Raw genomic sequence first — 17,363 nt, forward strand, 5'->3', positions numbered from 1 at the left:
GGGCAGTTGCTTCAACTCAAAAACAGGGGGACTTCCTTATTCTATAGATTCTTCAGCACGAACTCCGTCATCTGGCGGTAGAGGTGCAAACGGGTGTTACCGCCGCTAATGCCGTGGTTGCGGTTGGGATAATAGAGCGTTTGGTAGTCTTTGTTGGCCTTAATCATGGCATCGGTGAAAGCCACCGAGTTCTGAAAATGCACGTTATCGTCGCCGGTGCCGTGCACGAGCAGCAACTTACCGCGCAGCTTATCGGCGTATTGCACGGGCGAGTTATCGTCGTAGCCTTGAGGGTTTTCCTGGGGTGTTTTCAGGAACCGCTCAGTGTACACGGTGTCGTAGTAGCGCCAATTGGTGACGGGCGCCACCGAAATACCCATCTTAAACAGGTCGGCGTTTTTAGTGAGCGCCAGCGCCGTCATGTAGCCACCGAAGCTCCAGCCCCAGATACCAATACGGCTCTTGTCGACGTAGGGCAGCGTGGCGAGATACTTGGCGCCTTCGCCTTGATCCGCGGTTTCGAGCTTGCCGAGGTTGGCATAGGTGCTTTTCTTGAAGGCTGCCCCGCGCGCCCCGGTGCCGCGGTTGTCCACCGACACTACGATATAGCCTTGTTGAGCCAACATCTGGTGCCAGAGATAGTTGGTGAAAGCCACGCCGCCGCCCGCGTCGTCTTTCACGGTTTGGGAGCCGGGTCCGCCGTACACGTACATGAGCACGGGGTATTTCTTGCTGGCATCGAAGTTGGCAGGCTTTATCATCGAGCCATTCAGCAACGTACCTTCTGTGGTCTTGAAGCTGATGAATTCGAGCTTACTCAGGGTATACTCGCTTAGTTTCTGACGCAGTTTGGCATTGTCTTCCAGCACTTTCACCTGCTTGCCATTCTGGCCGTTTCGCACGGTTACGGTTTGCGGCTCGCCGGCCTGCGAGTGGTAATTGAGGAAGTAGCGAGTGTCTGGGCTCATGTTTACCACGTCGGTGCCGCGGCCCGCTTCGCTGAGTCGGGTCTTGCCTTTGCCTTTCAGATCGACGCGGTAGAGGTGGCGTTCCAGCGGCGAGACTTCAGTGCTGGTGTAGTACACTAGACCTTTCTCCTCGTCGAAGCCGTTGATTTCCGTAATTTCCCAGGGACCTTTCGTGAGTTGGCGCACCAGTTTGCCTTTCAGATCATAGAGGTAAAGGTGGCGGTAGCCGTCTTTCTCACTACTGAATAGAAATTGCTTGCCGCCTTCGAGGTAGCGCAAATCGTCGTTTACTTCTACGTAAGCCTTATCGGTGTCCGTGAGCACAACTTGGCTTTTGCCAGTGGCAGCGTCGGCGTGCAAAATTTCGAGCTTGTTTTGCAGCCGATTGAGGCGCCGGATGCTGAGCAGATTAGGCGTCTGCGTCCAGAGAATGCGCGGAATGTACTGGTCGGGCTCCGGGCCCACGTCCATCTTCGTGGTTTTGGCCGCCGCTACGTCGTAGGTGGAGATGCTGACCAAGGAGTTTTTCTCGCCGGCTTTCGGGTATTTGTAGCGATAGTCTTTGGGATAGAGTGGGCCCCACTCCTGCATATTATACTCCGGCACCGCGCTTTCATCAAACGTGTAGAAAGCCAGCTGCCGCGAATCCGGCGACCATTGAAAGCCCTGGGCAAACTCAAACTCCTCCTCGTATACCCAATCGGTGCCGCCGTTAATGATCTTGTTGAAGACGCCGTCCGTTGTCACGGCCGTTTCCTGCATGGTTGCTAGGTCCGTCACGAACAAGTTGTTGTCGCGCACGAAGGCCACGCGTTTGCCATCCGGGGAGAAAGTGGCGTAGAGTTGTTTGCCAGCCACTTTGCTCAGCGGGGTGAGGGTTTTGGCGCCGCGGTTGTAGATGAAGAAGTACGACTTGCTGGAACGACGATAAACGGGCTCGGTAGCAGTGCTGAACAAGATCTGCTGCTCATCAGCATTGAAACTGTAACCATCAACGGCCAGCGGCTGCGCTTGGTCAGGCAGTTTCAAATCGGCGGCGGCCACGAGGGTTTGCACGACTTGGCCGGTCGTCACGTCGTGCTGCACGAGGCTGCCTTGGTCGAGGGAGGCATAGTAGCGGCCGTCGTTCATCCAATCGAAGCCGGGCACCGAGCGGGCCGTGAACGTGCCTTTCTGCCAGATGTCTTCGAGGGTAATATTCTGTTTTTGCTGCGCAACAGCAGTGGGCGCGCAGGCCGGCACTAGCACCGGGCCGGCAGTGGCCAGCCACACAGCCAGCCCGAAAGAGCGAAATTTCATGCGGAAAGGAAATGTCAGGACAATGGAACCGTTAAGGTACGGGATGTGCGCCCACGGTTACGCAGGATTTGGCGCGAAATGTGCCGCTCCGCATCCCACTCAAAACGTTGATCTTTGCCCGCACTATGCGTATTCGCCCGATTCTGCTGCTTTTTTCTCCCCTACTGCTCTTGGTGGCTGGCTGTAATCCCGAGCCAAATCCGGGTCCGCGCATCGATCTGGTAGGCAGTACCTCACCAGCTCTCATATCGGCCAACCGAACAAGCACGGTTCCCGCCGACACCTTCACGACGCGCGTGTACGCCGAAACCCGCAGTGCTTCGGCCCCTGCACTTACCCGCCTGCGCATCGTGGTCGATTATTCGCCCGGCCTCAGCCCCATCGTATACCCAGCTGTTATTACCGACCCCTTCACTCGTCCTGAACCCTCTCAGCTCGTGTACCTCGACTCGGTACTAGCGCCCGGTACGCGAGCTGTAGCGTTTCAGTTCCGAGCCGTGACGCGCAGCACGTCGGGCAGCGAACGGTGGGAATTTCAGGTGGAAGACGAGGAAAACCGCTCCAATAAGCGCGGCTACCAACTCACGCTCCGCAACAACGATTCATTGCGGATTTACCATAGTTACACGCTCCGCTTGCAGGCCCCTCTAAGCCGTGGAGCGCGCAGCTTTGCTTCGCTGGCGTCGGGTTTAGCGTTACCGGCATCCTCACTAGGTCCGGGCACAGTCGCAAACCGGGAACTAATCGACTTAGTATACGTGCCCATAAGTGGCCTGCGGCCTGCTCTAGCTTCTCCCAACGACCCACTCCTAGCCCTTGCTAGCTGGGCTACCCGCCGCGTGACGGAACTACGCAGCACTACTACTAACGCAATGGGCTTTGCGGCCATCGACACCCAAGCGGAATTGCAGGCGGCCTTCGATGGTGGCGCGGCTTTCCCAACAGGCACTCGTACTAATTCTCTTACGCAGAACCAGGTAGTAGCTTTTCGCACCGCCGATGGCAAAGTAGGGGTTATGCTCGTGGAGAGTTTCCTGACGGCTCCTACTACGGCCGTCCAGATGCAGGTCCGCGTAACTAAATAGCGCAACTCTCTGTCTAGACCCTGTTATGGACTGGCAACGGGTGATGCAATGCAGGGGCTAATAAGCGCGCCATCTGGTAGGCACGGGCAGGAAGTTCGCGCCGGCAAGACGAGGCAAAGCGGCAAGAACACAAAGGGCAGCGGTTGAGACCTCGCAACGGTTGCTGCATAGCTTTAACTCATGCAAGTATTGGCCGACCACCTCATCAACCTACTCGAGTACGCCACCTGTAAAGGCGTCTCTGTTCAAGCCACCCGGCCGCAACGCGGCACTTTCGCTTCGGCAAGCGAATACCTCAGCGCTTACGAACAGCTTCTTGTGCAAACTGAGGACCCGTTCCTGGGATTGCACTTCGGGGCCTTCTTAAATCTACAAGCATTGGGCTCGGTATACGAGGTGTCCTTGGCCACCACCCGAGTGCACCAAGCCATAGCACTGTGGTCGGCTTACGCCACCCGTAATTTTCCGCTGCTCACCTTTCAAGAGCAATTCGAAGACGACGGCTTGGTCTTGGTAGTAGACTGCGCCATCAGCATTCCGGCCTTGCGCAGGCAGGTCCTGGATACATTCTTCACTTTCGTTCACCGGGAATTGCAGTTGATGGTTGGACCCCAGCTCGTGGAAATTAGGCTGCCGTATGAGCAACTGGCCGAGTACCAGAAATGGTACGCCCCACCAGTTCGCCGGGGGGCAACGCATAGCTTTGTCTTCCCGGCCGCCATCACCATGGCCCGGATCAATAAAAACAGCAAAGCCGAACTTGCCCTCTTGCTACCCGCATTCCTACAGCTCCTAGAGCGCCCTCAAATAACCCACCGCGCCTTTACGGCGCGGGTGAGGAGGATGACGTTGGGAATGTGTACTCCGGAGCTTCCTAGTTTAAGCCAAGTGGCGGCCCAGTTTGCCATGACTGAGCGCACCTTGCAGCGAAGGCTAGAGCAAGAGGGCCTTACTTTCCGGGACATTACCAACGCCATCAAACAAGAGCTTCACTGGTGTTTAAGTAAAGGGGTAAGGCTCAGGACGAAGGACTTGGCCCACCTGCTCGGCTATACAAGCTCTAGTTCGTTTCTGCACGCCTTGCAGAGCTGGGAAAAGCGCGATGTGGCGCAGCACCCATTCACCGAACGCGTTGGGTAAGCCTCTGCGGTTTTGCCACAGCTCCTGGGCCCCTTGATCTGCGCAATTAACCCAGACAAAGATTGTCGTAAAATAGCAATTGTGCTGCTTGTGGCCAAGCTAGTTTTGCTGCACTTAAAAGCAGTTAAAACACCGCCACAAAGCACAAGCAGCATGAAAAACTCGATTCATCCCGTCTCCGACGTCCACTACGTAGAGCAGTACAACGCGGCAAGAAAATACGCAACTACCCCAAGCGGCGAGATTGCCTACCACGAAGCTGGTCAAGGCGAAGCAGCGCTCTTTCTGCACGGGTTTCCCCTCAACAGCTTTCAGTGGCGAGGTGTAATCAACCTTTTGGCAGGCGAAAGGCGTTGCATCGCGCCGGACCTGCTGGCGATGGGTCACACCCGCGTGGCTTCGGGCCAAGCCCTCACCTTGCAGGCACAAACAGAGATGATTGCCCAGCTATTAGACCGGCTTTCCTTGCCGGCAGTCGATTTGGTAGCCAACGACAGCAGTACGGGCATTGCCCAACTCTTTGCCCTTGCGTACCCCGAGCGTGTGCGGACCATGCTGCTCACCAACGGGGATGTGGAGCCTGATTCCCCGCCTGCTGCTTTGGTGCCAATAATCGAATTGGCAGGCAATGGAGCGTTTGCGGACGGGGTGCTGATGCCCTGGCTTGCGGACAAGGAGTCGCTCCGTGCCGCCGACGGCCTGGGCGGCTTGTGTTACAGCAACCCGGCACTGCTCACCGATGCGGCCGCAGATTACTACCTGGGTCCGCTCGTTGGCTCGCAAGAGCGGAAAGATTTAATCAATGCTTATGCGGCCAGCTTGGTGCCGAACCCCTTGGAAGGCATCGAAGCACAGCTACGCCGCTGCACCATCCCCACGCGCATCGTATGGGGAATGAGCGACGTGCTGTTTTCCTCAAGCAGCGCCGCCTATTTGGCGGACGTTTTGCCCAACTCGCGGGGAGTCCGGCGAATTGAACAAGGAAAGCTGTTCTTCCCTGAAGAGTATCCGGAAGTCATTGCCGAGGAAGCCCGTCGGCTGTGGAAGTCCATAACACCGGCTAGCAAAGTCTCGTAGACAATATGACGCGGTTATTCTTGGCCTACTATTCGAATATTATAAGACTTTGTAATTAAATAAAAAATGGCCGCCCTGATGTGAGGCGGCCATTTTCTTTTACAGCGGACTCCATTAGAAGAGGAAACCTGCCGTGATGCTGGTAGTGTACCGGTCGCCATCTACATTGACTACCGGTGTATCACTGGCATTATCAAGAGTATATGGGCTATAGAAACGCTTGTTGGTGCCATATACTACTGCTGCATCAAGAAAGAAATTCTTTTGCCGTAGGCCCGCGCCACCCGTGAAGTAGTTCTGCGTGCGGTTGAAGTCGTTCTGCTTGTATGGATCGCCGTAGCGGGCGTAGCCTGCGCGTACACGGAAAATATCAAAGCGCAGTTCACCACCCGCTCGTAGGTTCACCGTCGATTGATACAGGTTACGTACCGCGTCGTTGTCGGGGCCAAAATCCCGGCTAGCATTACTACCATCATTAGCGTTGGTGTTGCTGAGGCGAGCTTGACCATAATTCACATATTCTACGTCGCCGGTCAGGAAACCGCGTTTACCTACTACTACCGCTACGCCACCCGAAGCTCGAAACGGAGAGGTGAGCACGTAATCAAACTCACCAGGGTCAGAACTTGCGCTGGCCGAAGTATACGATGTGGTATTTGGTCCATTGGGTTGAATAGGCGAATCGTAAGTGGCATTGATAGATGAATTATACGTTTCCGACAATTGCATATAAGTTGGTGTTTGCACCGAAACTCCTAGGCGCAAAGCATCATTCGCCCGGTAGATAGCACCAATCCGAGCGTTGATGCCGCTGCCCCGAGTTTCTAAAAGCTCGCGGTAAGTGAAGCTGCTAAATGCTGTGCCAGGCGTGTTCGGTGCGGCCGGCGCAGGATCGGTAGCCGTGAGGGTGCTAGTGGAATTGTAGCGAGTACCGACAATGCCAATAGCTCCACCCAAGTACAGCCGGTCGCGATAGCTGGCTCCGTACCCAATGTCGAATTGCGTTTGTGAGCCCGTAGTTAGCACGGTTTCTGACTGGTTTAACGGACCAGTCGCTTCGTAATCGGCTGGTACGTAAGTGCCCTGGTTGTCCCGCTCCGTCAGATACACTTCGTAAGCTAAATCATCAAGGTCGGTACCTCGGTCTTGGCCGAGGCGCGTGAGTACATCTTGGCTTGTAGGTGGCGTGCCCCGGTAGCGGAAGCTGTTATTGAAATCGTTGATGCGCGTGAGCCCAATAGCTAGCGTACCACCCCGCCACGTATTGCCGTCGGAGTCAGGCCGACGATTCACGAAGGCAGCACCCAAGCTGGCCACGTGTAGGCTGTTTCGCGAATCGGTGTTGGTGCTACCGAAAACACGACTTTCCGTGCTGCCTAGCCCTAAGCCCGGCGTGAAGCTAAACTCCGAACGTTGATACAGCCCTAAGCCGGCGGGGTTGGTTACCAAGCTGCTAAGGTCAGCACCGACAGCCACATTGGCCCCGCCGATGCCTAAGGTACGAGCCGTGCCGCTGGGTTGGGTCTGTGAAAAACGAAGCGCATCTACTTCGTATTGGGCAAAGCTGTAGCTAGCCTGGCTCATAAAAGCCACGGCAAGCCAGTATTTCAGGTTTTTCATTTTAGGAAAGGAAGGCGGCCGCCATGCGGCCCGTCACTGATTCAGTTTCCGATCAAAGGGCATTAGTTGCCGCGGCCACGGCCGCCACCTCCACCGCCTCTGCTTCCACCATTGTCACCACCGCCCGATGGGGGCGAATAGCTCCGGGAAGGCTCGGAGGAACGACTTGGCTGCTCGTAGCTGCGTTGAGGAGCTTCGTATGTGCGCTGAGGAGCCTCGTAACTACGCGTGGGCGCTTCATACGTGCGTTGCTGCTCTTGACGGCGTCCAGGCTGTTCAGCGCTTTGGCCGCTGCTCTGGCTCTGCTCGGAGTTGAAAATGCTGCGGCTCCGACGAGGTTGCGAGTAGTCGGGAGCAGGAGCCGATTGGTCGCTAGTGCCAACGTCCTGCGCTACCCGCCAGCGGCGGGGTTCATTGGCGCGCGTTGGGGTAGGAGCGGGAGTTTCGGTAGCGGCATCCTGCAGACGCTGAGAACGAATAGCTGGGTTGCTTTGGTTACCAGTGATTTGGTCGGTAGCTTGGTCAGCAGCCTGCATACGGCCCCGGCCTCCTCGGGTGGCTGGAGCAGAAGGGGCTGGAGCGGCATCTACTACACGGTCGCTGCTCCGGCCTACGGTGTTCGGCGTGGTGCCTACTACCCCATTTGTAGTGCTGGTGCCACCTGGCGCAACAATGCCGCCCTGGTTTACGCGACCCCGTCCGCCGCTGGGAGTTGTGCCGTTAGTGGAAGTGCGGCCTGCCGTAGTGGCTTCAGCGCTGCGGCTAGTGCGAGGACCATACCGTACGTTACGTACCGTGCCGCCATTATAGTTGCCACCGCCATAGTAACCGCCACCGCCGTAACCACCGCCGTAATAGCCACCGCCACCATAACCGTAGCCACCACCATATCCACCATATGGGCTACCGTAGAAGCCATCATAGAAGCCACGGTTATAGCCGTAGCCATAGCGGTTCCAGCCCCACGGGCGGCCCCAGTAAGGATTGCCAAAGCCGATGTTGATGTTCACGTAGCTGCCGCCATAGTAGCTCGGCCCCCAGAACGGGTAGTAGTAGTCATAGCTTGGTCCCCAGGCCGAGTAGTAGGCTGGGCCCCCGTACCAGAAAGGGTCGGCGTAGATAAAGTCGTTGTAGCCATAACCAAAGCCGCGGTAATAGGGCTGGTGAAACCGCCGAATCCGCGACGAATACGCATAATCGTCGTCGTAATACTCTGTGCTACCCGCCGATGACGAAGACGAGTTGCCTTGGCCGTTGTACTCCGGGTTGGTGATATCGTCGCCGGTAGCAGATTCAGCTGGCTGAGTAGTGGAAGCTACTGCTTGCGCGTTCTGCGTGGTGCGGTCTTGGGAAGAATAGTACACTCCGTCGTTTTCCGTGGAGGAAAGAGCGGCGGTGCCGGCGCAGCTACCCAGCGTGAGCAGGGCCAGGGCCGGCAGTAAAGTGGGAAAGTAGTTTTTCATGGCGGCTAAGGCAAAAGAAAGGCTGGCAAAGTGAAGAGCGTATGAGCTGCGAAAGCCTTGCCTACGCGAATAGACAGACTGTGGCGGCAGGCTCCGGTTTAATAACGTAATTTGACGCCGAAACGGTGCCGGATTTCTCTAGACAAATTTTAGGCCAAACCCGGAACTTTTCAATCTTACCAAAGATACTTGAAACATGAGCAAAAGTTTGCCCAAGCGGGAAGATGACTATTCCCTGTGGTACAATGAGTTGGTGAAACGCGCTGGCCTGGCCGAAAACTCGGCCGTGCGCGGCTGCATGGTTATCAAGCCCTATGGCTACGCCATCTGGGAAAAGATGCAGCGCACTCTCGATGATATGTTTAAGCGCACGGGCCACCAGAATGCTTATTTCCCGCTGTTCGTGCCCAAAAGCTTGTTTGAGGCCGAGGAAAAAAACGCCGAAGGCTTCGCCAAAGAGTGCGCCGTCGTAACGCACTACCGCCTCCAGGCCGACCCCGATCAGCCCGGCAAGCTGCGCGTCGACCCCAACGCCAAGTTGGAAGAAGAGTTAGTGGTGCGCCCGACCTCGGAAGCCATCATCTGGAGCACGTATAAAAACTGGGTGCAGAGTTACCGCGACTTGCCGCTGCTCATCAACCAGTGGGCTAACGTGGTGCGCTGGGAAATGCGTACCCGCTTGTTTCTGCGCACCGCCGAGTTTCTGTGGCAGGAAGGCCACACGGCCCACGCCACCGCCGATGAAGCCGTGGCCGAAACCCGCCAGATGCTGGACGTATACGCGCAGTTCGCGGAAGAATGGATGGCGCTGCCCGTCGTGAAGGGCGTGAAGACGGAGAACGAGCGTTTCGCTGGGGCCGAAGACACGTATTGCATCGAAGGGCTGATGCAGGATGGCAAGGCGCTGCAAGCTGGCACTTCGCACTTTCTCGGCCAGAACTTCGCCAAGGCTTTTGACGTGCAGTTTGCCAACAAAGAAGGCGGTTTGGAGTACGTATGGGGCACGAGCTGGGGCGTGAGCACGCGCCTCATGGGTGCCCTCGTTATGGCCCACTCCGACGACGAAGGCCTGGTGCTGCCGCCCAAGCTGGCTCCTATTCAGGTGGTTATTGTGCCCATCTACAAAACCGGCCAGCTAGATGAGTTGCTGGAGCGAATCCGCCCGATGCAGCTAGGCTTGGCAGAACGGGGCATCTCGGTGAAGATAGACGACCGGGACACCGAGCGCCCAGGTTTCAAGTTTGCGGAATGGGAGTTGAAAGGCGTACCCGTCCGCTTGGCCGTGGGTATGCGCGACCTCGACGCCGGCACCGTGGAAGTAGCTCGCCGCGACACCAAGGAGAAAATGAATCTGCCCCTGAACGACATCGTGAACAGCGTGGCCGCGCTACTCGACGATATCCAGAGCAGCATCTACCGCCGGGCGCTGCACTTCCGCGAAACCCACACCACCCGCGTTGATACCTACGAGGAGTTCAAGCAGGCGCTGGAAGGCGAAGGCGGCTTCGTGGTGGCGCACTGGGATGGCACTTCCGAAACTGAAGAACGAATCAAAGAGGAAACCAAAGCCACCATCCGCTGCATGGCCCTCAACGAAGCCGACGAGGACGGCGTGGACATACTGACCGGCAAACCCTCCAAGCGCCGCGTATACTTTGCCAGAGCCTATTAGACGGCAGAACGGCGCATAAGTGAGAGCGAGAGGCCCCGACTAGTGTAGTCGGGGCCTCGTTGTATTATCGCCTATTAAAGCAGACCGCATTTACGCTTTTTGCGGGTTAAACTCACTGCTCGGCTTGAATAGCGTTGGCTAGTTCCTCGTCCGAAAGGTTTTCCAGCCAGTTGCTTTCCAGTTCTAGGCGTACGGTTTGCGCGCCACCGCTAGGCGTGCAGACCACCGTTACCGTTCCTTCGTCGGTTTCGGCGCGCTTAGCGGCTTGCTCGGTGGCATTGCTAGCTAGGCCGCCAGTATAGGCTTGCACGCACGTCCAGATGGTGTTTTTGTTGTCGGTTACTTCGCGTTGTTGCATCATAGTGCTGCATACGAGGCCCCTATCTAATAGGCAGCCAAAAACAGGGGTTGCGTGCAAATTATCCTTGCCCTCCCGGGCCCACTGCCGCATCATGCTGCGCTCATTGCTTCACGCATAGCAGGTTGTATATGGCCTTATTGTGGTTTCAGCAAACCAAAAGCTAGGAGCTGCCTTCTGTAGAAAATGTAGCAAGGGCGCGGCAACTCAGAGCTGGTGATGTCTGCGAAGCTGGCTTTCTGCGTATCTTTTCCCAACCTAACCTCTCACTTATATGGACTGGCTTACCGTTGCGCTGCTTTTGCTTTTTGGCTTGGTGTTCTTGGCGGCCGAAGTCATCTTTATTCCTGGTACCACGGTGGTAGGCTTGGTAGGATTTGGGCTGCTGGCGGCCGGTGTCTGGTTTGCCTACCGCGACCTAGGCTCCAACACCGGCCACGTGCTGCTGGTCTCGTCGCTGGCCGTTACGGCGCTGCTAGTTTACATTGGACTCCGGCCCAAAAACCTCGCCCGTGTGGCCCTTACTGATGTGAATGACAGCCGCGTGCGTGATGTCCGGCGCCCGGACGTGCAGCCCGGCACCACTGGCCGTACGCTTTCTGCCTTGCGCCCAGCTGGCACCGTGCTGTTTGAAGACGACCGGCGCGAAGTCACGACCCGTGGCGAATTTGTACCAGCGGGGGCCGAGGTACGGGTGCTGAAGATCGAGCAGAATCGGATAGTGGTGGAAAGGAGCGATAATGTGCTGACGAGTTGATGTGCTCATGTGCTGATTGAGTGGTCTGATTGTCACGGCACCTAGTAACTGACGCTATTCAGAAAGTCGGCCAGCGCATACTGGGCGGTTATGCTAGGCGTATCGAAGCATAACGCCTTTGACTTCCTACTTAATTTTCAAGCGTTTTCACTGCTTGGATAGGCTGCTGGAACAGTTGCCTCCACGCATACAGCCCCGAATCAGCATATAAGCACATCAACCACTCAGCACATCAATAAATCACTATCTTCCGGCATGAACTTCCCCCTCTTCCCTCTTGCCATCGGGGCCATTGCGCTGCTGGTGTTTCTGTACTTCTTCCCCATCAGCCTCTGGATTACGGCGTTGTTTTCGGGAGTGCGGGTGAGCCTGTTCCAACTGGCGTTTATGCGGGTGCGCAAGGTGCCGCCTTCTCTTATCGTCAACTCGCTTATTACAGCCACCAAAGCGGGACTAGAGATGTCGGCTAACGACTTGGAAACGCACTACCTGGCCGGTGGTAATGTCCCAAGCGTCATTAAAGCTCTGATTTCGGCTGATAAAGCCAACATTCCGCTTTCTTTCAAGCAAGCCACCGCCATCGACCTCGCCGGGCGCGACGTATTCGAAGCCGTTACTACCTCCGTTAACCCGAAGGTTATTAATACGCCCAATGTGGCGGCCGTGGCGCAAGATGGTATTCAGCTCATTGCCAAAGCCCGCGTAACAGTGCGTGCTAACATTGCGCAGCTTGTGGGCGGCGCCGGTGAAGAAACCATTCTCGCTCGCGTTGGCGAGGGTATCGTGACCAGCATTGGCTCGTCGAAGTCGCACAAAGAAGTGCTCGAAAATCCCGATCAAATCTCGAAGCTGGTGTTGCACAAAGGCCTTGACGCGGGCACGGCCTTCGAAATCCTCAGCATTGATATTGCCGACATCGACATCGGAGAAAACATTGGCGCCAAGCTGCAAATAGACCAAGCCACCGCCGACTTGAAAGTAGCCGAAGCCAAAGCCGAAGAGCGCCGTGCTATGGCTGTGGCCGTGGAGCAGGAAAACCGCGCCAAAACGCAGGAAGCCAAAGCCCGCGTGGTAGACGCTGAAGCCGAAATCCCAAAGGCTATGGCCGAAGCCTTCCGCTCCGGCAACCTAGGCATCATGGACTACTACAAAATGCGCAACATTCAGTCCGACACCGACATGCGCGACGCCATAGCCAACCCCGGCAACCAAAGCAGCAGCAGCAAACCCGGCCGCGACGAAACCCGACTGTCGTAACCTCTTGTCATTGCGAGGAGGCACGACGAAGCAATCTTTCCTCTCTGCGAGACAAGCGACCCTAACAGATAAGCCCTCTGGAAATAGGTTGCTAACCTAACGCCAGAGGGCTTTGCGCTTCCGTAAGTTTTCAGCTTTGAGAGGAAGGATTGACGCCGCTTGATGCGCGGAATGTCGTGCCTCCTCGCAATGACAGGCGGCTATTTCTTCGTGATGCGGAATTCTACGCGGCGGTTGAGTTTGCGGGTGTCTTCCTGGTCGTTGCTGGCTACGGGTTTGGTGTCGCCGAAGCCTTCGGTAGTGATGCGGGCACTGTTAACGCCTTTCTGCACGAGATATTTCTTCACCTCATTTACGCGGTCCTGGCTGAGTTTGAGGTTAAGAGCCGGGTCGCCTTGGTTGTCGGTGTGGCCTTCCAGCTTGATTTCTACCGTGGGGTAGTCTTTCATTGTGCGCACTAGGCGTTGCAATTCGGGAAAGGAATTCTCGCGCAGGAAATACTTGCTCTGCGCGAAGAAGATGTTGTTGAGCTTGATGGTCTGGCCCACGGCGAAGGGCACCAGGAACAAGTCCTGCGTTACTTCGGAATACTTCTGGCGGTCCGTCACGTCGAGGTTGTCGGCTTCAGCCAGATAGTTCGGTGCTTCGGCGCGGTAGCCGTACTGAATGCCTGAAGGCAGCACGATGGTGTAAGTGCCATCCACGGGGTTGGTTTCGGCCACGCCAATTTCCTCACCTGTCAGTAGGTTTTCGTACCTGATGGTGGCTGGCACTGGCTTCTTAGTTGAAGCATCTAACACCCGCCCGCGCACCAGCGTTACTACTTCGGGTTTGAATTGCGGCGTGAGGCCAATGCGGAAAATGTCTTTCGAGCCGTCCGTCCCGTTACGTGCCGATACCAAGTATGCATCTTCCCCGGCCGCCGACACCACGTAGTAAGCATCGAAGTCAGTGGAGTTGACGTTTGGGCCCAGGTTGCGCGGCTTGGTCCAGTTGGTCCAAGTGTTGTCGAGGCGCTTCGCGCAGAAAACGTCGCTCTTACCATAGCCGCCGTGGCCTTCCGAAGCGAAGTACAGCGTTTTGCCGTCGGCGGCGAGGAAGGGCGCAAACTCCGGCTTTTTGGTGTTGATGATGGGACCCAGATTGCGCGGCTTGGTCCACGACTTGCCATCCCTGTTGATGAAGCTCACGAATAAGTCTTGCTCGCCCTGCCCGTCTTTGCGCTGCACCGCCATCAGTAGCACCTTGCCCGAAGTACCCAAGAAATAATCGACGTTTTCGGGGTCGTCGTTGTAGAAATCATCAATCTTGATCTGCTGCGGCCGGCTCCACCCCGATTTAGTACGCTTGGTCATGCTCAGTCCCTTCGGGTCCAACGAGCCGTCCTCGTTGTAGACGTTGATGAGCACCGCCGTATTACCGTCCGACGATACCGAAGCCAAGCCGTTCGGACCGGGCGTATTAACGGGGCTGCCGATGTTTTTGGCTGGATTCCAAGCCTTGGTTTTAGCATTGGCCAGCGTGCTGTACCACACATCCTGCACGTCTTCGGAGCCGCCGGAGTTTTGTGGACTTTCCTGCCGGGCAAAAAATAGCGTGCGGCCATCGGGCGAAATAACTGGGTGCGTATCGACGTACCGGGAGTTGACCGTCGGCCCCAGGTTCACCATGGTCGAGTCGTACTTCGGGCCATTTTTCTGGGTCTTGAACTCCTTCTTCACCATCTCCTCGGCCACGTCGGCAATGCCAATGGCGTCAATCTGGTTCACGCCGTCTACGGCTTTGGTGTTCATGGTCACGAGCACGCCAATGGTGCGGTAGGTACCCGGCGAAAACGTAACCTGTAGCGTGCGAAACTGCTCTGGAATAGGGCCAGGATTTTCGTTTTCGTACACTTGGTGCTTCTGCCCGCGCGTATCAATCAACTCGATGCTGGACACGGAACCCGGGTTAAAATTCTCCACCACCGTTACCTGCCGGGCTATCAGCGACTTCACGAAGCGCACTTCGATATACTCATCGCTGCTTTCCTTGCGCGGAATCCACGCCTCGTTGCTGACTTGGCCTAACGGCCGCGCGTTGGGCTCGCCCAGCACTTTATCGGGCGAAAAATCGGCTTTACCTTCTGCCTTCTGCGACGAAACGGCAGTTACTTTGGCGGCCCATACGGCGTGCTGTGCCTGTGCGCTTGCCGCAAGGCCAAGAACCAAACCTGCCGACACTAATAGTTTTTGAATACGCATAAGCTGACTGGAAAAACTAACAGCTTGCGACTCCCGCCCAAGCCCAAAACACGTTCCCGACCAGCTTGAGACGTTAGCTAAGGCCCCGAAGTTTCGGTAGCCTGCCGCAAGAATTTCAAAGGTACGCATACCCGTAAACTGAGCTGTTTAATTTTTGACGAATACAGGAAATATCCTGTCCATTGCGGCTCCTGTCCAGACGAAGCCCCTTCTTTGCGCCCTCCGTACCGCTTTCGTCCTATATGAAGAGAATTCTGACCGTCGAGAGTTCCCCGTTTCCGTCTTCAGCGGCAGGCTTCTCTAAAGCCAACTGCCCGCTTTCCGGTAAACGGAAAACGGGCAGTTGGCTTTAGACTTGACGCCGACTTCTTGAGCTGTTAGGGCTGCAACGAGAAAGTGCGCGTCACGGAGTTGAAGGGACCAGGAATCAAATTACCGCTGGCATCCACGAGTTCGAGCTTCACGGTGTTTTCGCCCATCGGCAAACCTTCCATCATGTAGGGAGCCCACTGGTCGAGCATGAATTCGGAGCCGTTGATGGTAGCCCGGACTTGCGTGCCGCCTGGTTCCAGCGTCGCGTTGACGAGGTAGAAGTCCAGCATCACACGGGCGGCATCTTTGCCGGTGTAAGTGTCTTTGGGTCGGCTGTAGAACAGATGCGGCGCTTTCGGGTCGAAGGTGGGCGTGCCGGGAGCCGCCTGGCCCACCGTCACGACGCGCAGGTCGTAGGCACCGCGGTGCTTGAGGCTCTCGTGGTAGGAGCGCGACAAGAAGGAGAGCACCACGTGCTGGCCATCGACGATGTTCTTGGTGAACTTGGTTTCGTAGTGGGCCGTGTAAGGCTCATTGTCCACGATGTTGTGGATGTGCTGCCCTTTCTGCGAATTAGCCAGGTGTTCGGCGTGCGCGCCGCCGGTCATTTTGGTAAGCTGAAAATTCGTTAGGCTATAGTCAAAAGCCACGGCGCCACTAGGCACCGAGGAGCCAGCGGCAGGGGTCCGAAGCGTAAGCTGCGCCTCCGGGAATTTGGGGGAGTCGCTGAAGGGCGTAACCCGAATGCCGTTCTTTTCCTGAGTTGCCGGGGTGGTGGTCGTTACCTCGGCGGTGGCGGAGCTAGTGGCATCCGACTGCTGCTTGGCGGCGTCGCAGGCGGCCAGGCTCAACACTACAGCCGACCCGAGCAGGAGAGTAAATGATTTCATGAAGAGGGGAAATAGACGGGAGAAAGCCGGAACAGGTAGGGGCGCAACACGCACTGGCTCCGGCAAAACGTTGGTTTTTTGAGTACCTTGCGCAGTACGCATTCATTGTCCAAAAGTATAGTAAGTTTCCAAGATGGAAGACAAACTGCTGGAAGAAATTCCCTCCCTCGACCTCGCCGACTTCCGTTCCGGCGACCCGGCGCGTAAGGCCCAGTTCGTACAGCAGCTCGGCGAAGCCTATCAGAACATCGGCTTCGTGGCGCTCAAAAACCACGGCCTCACCGATGAGCAGACGGCCGCTCTCTACGCCGATGTGAAAGCTTTCTTCTCCTTGCCCGACGATGTAAAGCAGCGCTACGAGAACCCCGCCTTAGCCGGGCAGCGCGGCTACACCGGCAAAGGCAAGGAGCACGCCAAGGGCCGCAACACCGGCGACCTGAAAGAATTCTACCACGTGGGCCAGGAAGTAGACGATGCCAATGACCCCATCGGCGCCGAATACCCCGACAATATTTGGCCGGCCGAAGTGCCCGGTTTCCAACAAAGCACCTTTACCACCTACAAAACCCTCGAAGCGGCCGGCAAAGATGTGTTGCGCGCCATCGCACTGTACCTGAACCTGCCCGAAAACTACTTCGACGACAAGGTGCGCAACGGCAACAGCATCCTGCGCCCCATCCATTATTTCCCCATCGAAAACCCCGACGCGGTACCGGCTGATGCCGTGCGCGCCGCCGAGCACGGCGACATTAACTTGATTACGCTGCTCATGGGTGCCTCCGCCGACGGCCTGCAAGTGCTCCGCCGCGACGGCCACTGGATTCCGATTACGGCCCTCCCCGACCAAATTGTAGTGAACGTGGGCGATATGCTGCAACGCCTCACCAACGGCGTGCTCAAAAGCACCATTCACCGCGTAGTGAACCCGCCGCGCGAAAAGATGAACTCGTCGCGCTTTTCGGTACCGTTCTTTATGCACCCGCGCTCCGAAATGAGTCTGGCCGCGCTGGAAAGCTGCGTTACAACCGACAACCCCAAGCAGCAGGCCGATATTACGGCAGGCGAGTTTCTCAATGAGCGGCTCATTGAGCTGGGACTAAAGAAGAAGTAGGTTTTCAAGGCATTGGCTGCCGGCTTCTAGTTGAGATTCAAGTAGCTAGTCAAAAACACTACTCCCGATTTTATTGTAAAAAACGGCTGGTTTCCTGGGGGAACTAGCCGT

General features: G+C 56.6%; 13 protein-coding genes. 7 read left to right on the top strand and 6 right to left on the bottom strand.

Annotated features, from left to right (window positions below; genetic code table 11):
• Nucleotides 1-41: 41 nt before the first annotated feature.
• Nucleotides 42-2,267 (bottom strand): S9 family peptidase, encoded by a 2,226-nt coding sequence (locus tag ACYSMN_RS06280; protein WP_488923002.1) that lies wholly within the window; start codon nucleotides 2,265-2,267, stop codon nucleotides 42-44.
• Between the two features lie 125 nt (nucleotides 2,268-2,392).
• On the opposite strand from ACYSMN_RS06280, the gene ACYSMN_RS06285 reads away from it, so the two are divergent.
• The 3 genes from ACYSMN_RS06285 (at nucleotide 2,393) to ACYSMN_RS06295 (ending at nucleotide 5,569) form a co-directional block, all read left to right on the top strand.
• Complete coding sequence (locus ACYSMN_RS06285; protein ID WP_488923003.1) at nucleotides 2,393-3,352, top strand: hypothetical protein; 960 nt, start codon at nucleotides 2,393-2,395, stop codon at nucleotides 3,350-3,352.
• 189 nt (nucleotides 3,353-3,541) lie between these two features.
• Nucleotides 3,542-4,492, top strand: a complete 951-nt coding sequence (locus tag ACYSMN_RS06290) for an AraC family transcriptional regulator ligand-binding domain-containing protein (protein ID WP_488923004.1) — start codon at nucleotides 3,542-3,544, stop codon at nucleotides 4,490-4,492.
• Between the two features lie 12 nt (nucleotides 4,493-4,504).
• The gene (locus tag ACYSMN_RS06295; protein WP_488923005.1) at nucleotides 4,505-5,569 is read left to right on the top strand and encodes an alpha/beta fold hydrolase; all 1,065 of its coding nucleotides are present in this window, start codon (nucleotides 4,505-4,507) and stop codon (nucleotides 5,567-5,569) included.
• 114 nt (nucleotides 5,570-5,683) lie between these two features.
• Here the strand turns inward: ACYSMN_RS06295 and ACYSMN_RS06300 are convergent, their stop codons facing one another.
• A complete protein-coding gene (locus ACYSMN_RS06300; RefSeq protein ID WP_488923006.1) occupies nucleotides 5,684-7,189 on the bottom strand; it encodes an OmpP1/FadL family transporter in 1,506 nt (501 codons plus the stop codon).
• Between the two features lie 62 nt (nucleotides 7,190-7,251).
• Nucleotides 7,252-8,652: a hypothetical protein gene (locus ACYSMN_RS06305; RefSeq protein WP_488923007.1), complete on the bottom strand. Its 1,401-nt coding sequence runs from the start codon at nucleotides 8,650-8,652 to the stop codon at nucleotides 7,252-7,254.
• Between the two features lie 196 nt (nucleotides 8,653-8,848).
• On the opposite strand from ACYSMN_RS06305, the gene proS reads away from it, so the two are divergent.
• Nucleotides 8,849-10,324, top strand: a complete 1,476-nt coding sequence (proS, locus tag ACYSMN_RS06310) for a proline--tRNA ligase (RefSeq protein ID WP_488923008.1) — start codon at nucleotides 8,849-8,851, stop codon at nucleotides 10,322-10,324.
• 112 nt (nucleotides 10,325-10,436) lie between these two features.
• Here proS and ACYSMN_RS06315 read toward each other — a convergent pair whose 3' ends face one another.
• A complete protein-coding gene (locus ACYSMN_RS06315; protein WP_488923009.1) occupies nucleotides 10,437-10,685 on the bottom strand; it encodes a hypothetical protein in 249 nt (82 codons plus the stop codon).
• A gap of 271 nt (nucleotides 10,686-10,956) precedes the next feature.
• Here ACYSMN_RS06315 and ACYSMN_RS06320 point away from each other — a divergent pair, with 271 nt between their 5' ends.
• Both ACYSMN_RS06320 and floA read left to right on the top strand, forming a co-directional pair.
• Nucleotides 10,957-11,439 (top strand): NfeD family protein, encoded by a 483-nt coding sequence (locus tag ACYSMN_RS06320; RefSeq protein ID WP_488923010.1) that lies wholly within the window; start codon nucleotides 10,957-10,959, stop codon nucleotides 11,437-11,439.
• 255 nt (nucleotides 11,440-11,694) lie between these two features.
• Entirely contained in the window at nucleotides 11,695-12,696 is a 1,002-nt protein-coding gene (gene floA, locus ACYSMN_RS06325) for a flotillin-like protein FloA (RefSeq protein WP_488923011.1), read from the top strand.
• Between the two features lie 200 nt (nucleotides 12,697-12,896).
• On the opposite strand, the gene ACYSMN_RS06330 is transcribed toward floA, so the two are convergent.
• Nucleotides 12,897-14,939, bottom strand: coding sequence for an OmpA family protein (locus ACYSMN_RS06330; protein ID WP_488923012.1), 2,043 nt, complete (start codon nucleotides 14,937-14,939; stop codon nucleotides 12,897-12,899).
• Between the two features lie 377 nt (nucleotides 14,940-15,316).
• A complete protein-coding gene (locus tag ACYSMN_RS06335; protein ID WP_488923013.1) occupies nucleotides 15,317-16,141 on the bottom strand; it encodes a hypothetical protein in 825 nt (274 codons plus the stop codon).
• 133 nt (nucleotides 16,142-16,274) lie between these two features.
• Between ACYSMN_RS06335 and ACYSMN_RS06340 the strand changes: the two genes are divergently transcribed.
• Nucleotides 16,275-17,252 (top strand): isopenicillin N synthase family dioxygenase, encoded by a 978-nt coding sequence (locus tag ACYSMN_RS06340; RefSeq protein WP_488923014.1) that lies wholly within the window; start codon nucleotides 16,275-16,277, stop codon nucleotides 17,250-17,252.
• Nucleotides 17,253-17,363: the final 111 nt, after the last annotated feature.

It is taken from the genome of Hymenobacter sp. M1-2 (genome assembly GCF_057808495.1).

Bases quoted from the DNA above. Each gene is read 5' to 3' on its own strand.
- ACYSMN_RS06335 (WP_488923013.1), bottom strand. From the start codon at position 16,141: ATGAAATCATTTACTCTCCTGCTCGGGTCGGCTGTAGTGTTGAGCCTG.
- floA (WP_488923011.1), top strand. From the start codon at position 11,695: ATGAACTTCCCCCTCTTCCCTCTTGCCATCGGGGCCATTGCGCTGCTG.
- ACYSMN_RS06330 (WP_488923012.1), bottom strand. From the start codon at position 14,939: ATGCGTATTCAAAAACTATTAGTGTCGGCAGGTTTGGTTCTTGGCCTT.
- ACYSMN_RS06285 (WP_488923003.1), top strand. From the start codon at position 2,393: ATGCGTATTCGCCCGATTCTGCTGCTTTTTTCTCCCCTACTGCTCTTG.
- ACYSMN_RS06315 (WP_488923009.1), bottom strand. From the start codon at position 10,685: ATGATGCAACAACGCGAAGTAACCGACAACAAAAACACCATCTGGACG.
- ACYSMN_RS06300 (WP_488923006.1), bottom strand. From the start codon at position 7,189: ATGAAAAACCTGAAATACTGGCTTGCCGTGGCTTTTATGAGCCAGGCT.
- ACYSMN_RS06280 (WP_488923002.1), bottom strand. From the start codon at position 2,267: ATGAAATTTCGCTCTTTCGGGCTGGCTGTGTGGCTGGCCACTGCCGGC.
- ACYSMN_RS06305 (WP_488923007.1), bottom strand. From the start codon at position 8,652: ATGAAAAACTACTTTCCCACTTTACTGCCGGCCCTGGCCCTGCTCACG.
- ACYSMN_RS06320 (WP_488923010.1), top strand. From the start codon at position 10,957: ATGGACTGGCTTACCGTTGCGCTGCTTTTGCTTTTTGGCTTGGTGTTC.
- proS (WP_488923008.1), top strand. From the start codon at position 8,849: ATGAGCAAAAGTTTGCCCAAGCGGGAAGATGACTATTCCCTGTGGTAC.
- ACYSMN_RS06340 (WP_488923014.1), top strand. From the start codon at position 16,275: ATGGAAGACAAACTGCTGGAAGAAATTCCCTCCCTCGACCTCGCCGAC.